This window comes from Fibrobacter sp., assembly GCF_045112255.1.
GTDB lineage: Bacteria > Fibrobacterota > Fibrobacteria > Fibrobacterales > Fibrobacteraceae > Fibrobacter.
Window position 1 is genome coordinate 1 of the sequence record NZ_JBGUHR010000013.1, and the last position, 4,822, is coordinate 4,822.

A 4,822-nucleotide genomic window follows, 5' to 3' on the forward strand; every position below is an offset into this window, starting at 1 on the left:
GTGTCGGAGAATCTATGAGACGCGTACGAAAGTTCCTAGGTGGAAGTCGTTTTCACACCAGGTGGAACTCGGTTGTGCATCAAAACATAGAGTCTCTTTGACGGAATCAATATAGTAATTGTAGTTGGATTGGATAGGGTCAATAATATCAGAAACAGCTATTTGTACCGCAGGGACAACCAAGAATATTTACTCTTTCTGAACATACCGACCCCATATTTGGATAATTCCGCTTACTCAAGTTGATTAAGTGAAGTTTTCGATTGATAGTTGACTAGGTTCAAAAATGGATATACAGATATCCCATGAATCCTCCGACTCAGAATTAGGGTCTTCATCTACAGAGAACGGCAAATCATCCGGAATATCCCAATCCTCGTTTTCGACCTTATTCACCACCTTATTTTCGGAGTCTTGCTTGTCGAAGAAAGCCTTCATTGCAAGGTACGCCTCATGAGCTTCCTTCTTGATGGCATTATACTGTTCTCTACTGCCAGAAAATACGCTGAAATAGCTGTTGTACTTTATCGGAGGATCTTGACGCTTGCAGTACGATTTTTCGGCATCATGAGCGTTGACGTAGTAGTAGACGCCGTCCGTTTCACGAGCCATTTCTTGAATGTAGTCGTACTTGTGAGAATGCCTCTTGTCATCGGCATACACGATTCTATAGCCAAGTAGAGCAGCATATCGCATAAAGGACTGATATTGCAAATTGTATTCTTCCAGTAGTTCATCGCGTTGCTGAGTGCTTGCCAAGATTACTGTTGATTCATCGTCAGAGGCCATGGCGTAGTTATTTATGATTTCCATTGTTGCGGCACAACTAAACCCTCGACGCTTGTACATATTCCTAGAATGACTGGAAGTGTATTTAGCTTCAATATCTTTGTAGTCAAGGTCGTCGTTTGAATGTAGTTCTGACAATAGTCCGTCAACCATTGTTACTCCGGTTTCCTCCCACCAAGCTTCGGCATTACAGAAATTACGCATGCAAAGCACTTGGAACGTATTCGTCAAATCCTCGTCAGAATACACTAGACCATATTCTAGGCAACGAAAGAACTGCGGAACGATTCGCATGATGAACGCCTGGGCCGTTAAAAAACGATATCCCTGTGGTACTAAACGCTTTCTGACCCTTGGTTCAGTGATGTCAAAGCGTTTTCCTTCCAAGTATACTAGAGGCTTAACATAACGACCATCTTCGTATTTACTAGCACGTAAACGTCCATCGGTCAGCTTATTGGCAAGCATCGGCGTCGTGTACGGTATTAACTTAAGCTTGGAGGATTTCTTTGTGTTTTTTAGGTACACCTTTGAATCCGGTTTAGAAGGATCAACCTTGACTGTCATGAAGCCGTTCTTTTTGGTTATCTGACGGCAACGATATAATGTTCCTGGAAGAATTTCCTCTTTCATGCAGCTTTGATTGACTTGGGGAGTCCCGTAGCACCATTGCAAAAAATCGTACTGATGCTCGTCAGGCGTCACTTCTCGACCGATATGTTCCGCAAGATGTTTCAGCACAAGTCTAGTCAATTCTTCACATTCTTGTTTGTTAAATATTGGCGTCTTTAGAAATACGAAAATATGGTAGCGGAAGGCTCGTCCCGATCCGCCAACAGTCCAATGTATGGCGTTATATTTTCGACAGAAGCTGTCAAGTTCCTCTAGCGTAACGTTTTCGCCGAATTCATTATCAAGATCTATGACTAAGAATCTTGTCATGTATTTGGGGCCTATTCGCTTAAGATTATGACCATCCCTTATAGCTTTTACGAATTCTGAAAACGTAAACGCCTTGACTCCTACCGCAAATTTATTGCTGTAGGAACTTCTGGATATAATTGTTTTAGAAGATAAATCGTCTTCGTCATCCTTGATTGGATTTCCGCTGTCATCTTCTATTGGCTTCTTGTGTGTGGCGACCCATGTTGTGTACTGTTCCAGTTCAATGTAGGAGTCGATATCGTCAATACCTATGATATCGGTAATCGTGGCGGTATTATTCATAGTATACCTCTCTATTAAGTGACGGCTTCCGTCGTTTTTTTGTTGTTAATGGCCGAAATGTAGCAGGAATATGTTTTAAATGCAAATTGGCCAAATTGACGTCAATTTGCCAGCTTTATTCTACGGGATATATAAACTATAGGTATACCCAAAAAGGAACCAACATGTGGTGTAATATCTACGACGAAGACGGCAATCTAGTGCGTGACGAAGTCACTCGCGAACGTTTCATGCTTGAACAAGAAGCCAAGCGGCTAAAATCGTGGCTGGATGATGTTCAAGTTGAAATGGAGTTTGAAGTTTGCGGGGAAGAGGCATTTGCGATTGCGGTCAAATCTCTTGAACGCATACGTCTGCGTGAGACGGATCGAGCATCCAGGGCCGAACGCCTACTTAACCAAGCCGCCACAATTAACCTAAGCATCTATTGGCATGACCGATTCATTAAGCGAAACGATTTACCTATTGATATACGTGACTATTTGACCTATTGATTTATGCTAAAGGTCATTCCGTCCCAGTATTGATACTGGGACGCTCTGTATAAAACGCACATTTACAAGCGTGTCTTACGTAAATATTAGTAAACCAATGTCAAAATTTCAATTGATTTGACCATATATGCACTTTGCCCGATATATTTGCGCAAATTGCACGTGCAATTTGCAACCTAATTTGCTATATTATTGGTATCAAAATCAAAAACCTATTTAGAATATCATGGCTAACAAGACAATATCATTAACCTTACGTATTGACGAGAAATACAAAGACACCATCGATTACTTAAAGATGAAAAGAGGTGCGCTGACGAGAGTCGTTGAGATGGCTTTAGACAAAATAAACATCGATGATGATGTTTTACGAAGGATGCGAGAGCTTGACACTCTCGCAGTCGAACAGATTAAAAAGATGCTCATCACAGATGCTTATGATGAGCAAACACAAGTAACTAAAGCCTAGATATATTGAACCTTCGCAATTAACTGTGCTTTGGTTGCAGCTATTAAAAGGAGTTACAACCATGAGTAATAATCATGTTCCTTCCACCACTGATTTGTTTAACCAGCCTTTGAACGAGGAATCGGTCAAGTCCATCAAGGCAGCCGTCAACAGCGTTGCAAAGGTTGCCAAACTCAGCAAATCCCAAAAAGAGAAACTGCTGAAGTATGAGCTCGAAAATCCTAGTGAATGGTGGGATTATTCCAAAGGACAAATCCCGACCGATCCGGATAATTTACACGATATGTTCGTTCAGAGTTTTTACAACTCAGTGAACGACGTGTTCAGTGGGCGAGTTCCCGTGGATCCACGTGTCGAAGCAGCGCTCTTGTACGCACAGTTCTTGTCAATGAATCACGACATCCACGTCAGACTGTATTAGCTTAGAAAGCGCTTGGAAGCCTCCAGTTTACGCTGGGGGCTTTTTATTATATTAGCGGCTCTGTCAGGCCATTTTGTACAATCGAGCGGTCTTAGCAAAACTTTCCCAATCCGTCAGCCCCTTGGAAACTGCAAATTGACTACGGAATTGCAGAATTTTCGCTGAAAAAGGCAATCTGACCGCCGCAGCGTTTCTGTAGCTATACAGTTTGACCTAACAGAGCCGAACGGTCATTTTCGCAGCGTTTTGGCAGTCTTTGTAAAAAAGTACGAATTAGCCTGACAGAGCCCACTGGTAGGCTCTGTCAGGCCATTTTGTACAATCGGGCGGTCTTAGCAAAAAAAGTCGGTTTCGTAAGCCCCTTGGAAACTGCAAATTCACTACGCAATCGATGTTTTTACGCTGAAATGACCGTTCGGCGGTCCGCAGCATGTTCGTAGCTATACGGCCAGGCCTAACAGAGCCAGAGGGTCATTTTCGCAGCGTTTTCGCAGTTTCGACCCAAAAGTACGGTCTGGCCCGACAGAGCCCTATGCGGAACTGGACATTTGAGCATGACAACGGCAGAAACCCGCAGACCGAAACCGCCCGCTTTTATGTGGAGAGCTGGGAAACCATGCAGGCTGAAAATATCGGCTACCTGTTTTGGGGCGGCGTGGGGACGGGAAAAAGCTACCTTGCCGCCTGTATCGCCAACGCCCTTATGGAAAAAGAGGTTGCCGTCTGCATGACAAACTTTGCAACGATACTGGGTGACCTTGCCGCCAGCTTTGAGGGCAGGAACGAATATATTTCCCGCCTTTGCAGCTACCCTCTGCTGATACTTGATGATTTCGGTATGGAGCGAGGAACAGAATACGGGCTGGAACAGGTTTACAGCGTGATTGACAGCCGTTACCGAAGCGGCAAGCCGCTGATCGCCACGACCAACCTCACGCTGGAGGAATTGCAGCACCCGCAGGACACGCCCCACGCCCGTATCTATGACAGGCTGACTTCCATGTGCGCCCCCGTCCGCTTCACGGGCAGCAACTTCCGAAAGGAAACCGCACAGGAAAAGCTGGAACGCTTAAAGCAACTGATGAAGCAGCGAAAGGAGAGCCTATGACAGAAACGAAACAGACAAGCACCACCAAAACAGACCGCCGCCCGGACTGTGTGACGGAAATCCGCATGGGCAACTCCGTCCTTACCGTTTCCGGCTTCTTCAAGCAGGGCGCAACCGACACCGCAGCCGACAAGATGATGAAAGTGCTGGAAGCGGAAGCTGCTACACAAAAAACGGCGATTTGACCGACCATAAAGAAGCAGATTTGACGCTTTTGCCGCTATACAGACAGCCGCCTCCGCTATACCGAATAAGGAAATAAAGAGTCCTCAAATTTTGCGCTACTAAATGAAGACGAGCGGAAGTAATCTCCC

General features: G+C 44.7%; 5 protein-coding genes and 1 pseudogene. 5 read left to right on the top strand and 1 reads right to left on the bottom strand.

From position 1 onward, the window contains the following. Window positions 1-246: 246 nt before the first annotated feature. Window positions 247-2,016, bottom strand: coding sequence for a hypothetical protein (locus tag ACJMM9_RS00910; RefSeq protein WP_405323009.1), 1,770 nt, complete (start codon window positions 2,014-2,016; stop codon window positions 247-249). A gap of 164 nt (window positions 2,017-2,180) precedes the next feature. Here ACJMM9_RS00910 and ACJMM9_RS00915 point away from each other — a divergent pair, with 164 nt between their 5' ends. The 5 genes and pseudogenes from ACJMM9_RS00915 to ACJMM9_RS00935 all read left to right on the top strand — a co-directional run bounded on the left by ACJMM9_RS00915 (window position 2,181) and on the right by ACJMM9_RS00935 (window position 4,693). Then, the gene (locus ACJMM9_RS00915) at window positions 2,181-2,510 is read left to right on the top strand and encodes a hypothetical protein (protein WP_405323012.1); all 330 of its coding nucleotides are present in this window, start codon (window positions 2,181-2,183) and stop codon (window positions 2,508-2,510) included. 226 nt (window positions 2,511-2,736) lie between these two features. Beyond that, window positions 2,737-2,979, top strand: coding sequence for a hypothetical protein (locus ACJMM9_RS00920; RefSeq protein ID WP_405323013.1), 243 nt, complete (start codon window positions 2,737-2,739; stop codon window positions 2,977-2,979). A 61-nt stretch (window positions 2,980-3,040) separates the two neighbouring features. After that, window positions 3,041-3,400, top strand: a complete 360-nt coding sequence (locus tag ACJMM9_RS00925) for a hypothetical protein (RefSeq protein WP_405323015.1) — start codon at window positions 3,041-3,043, stop codon at window positions 3,398-3,400. 532 nt (window positions 3,401-3,932) lie between these two features. Beyond that, window positions 3,933-4,508: pseudogene (locus ACJMM9_RS00930) on the top strand (ATP-binding protein); the annotation flags it as partial. Beyond that, window positions 4,505-4,693, top strand: a complete 189-nt coding sequence (locus ACJMM9_RS00935; protein ID WP_002569233.1) for a transposon-encoded TnpW family protein — start codon at window positions 4,505-4,507, stop codon at window positions 4,691-4,693. The pseudogene ACJMM9_RS00930 and the gene ACJMM9_RS00935, both read left to right, overlap by 4 nt. Window positions 4,694-4,822: the final 129 nt, after the last annotated feature.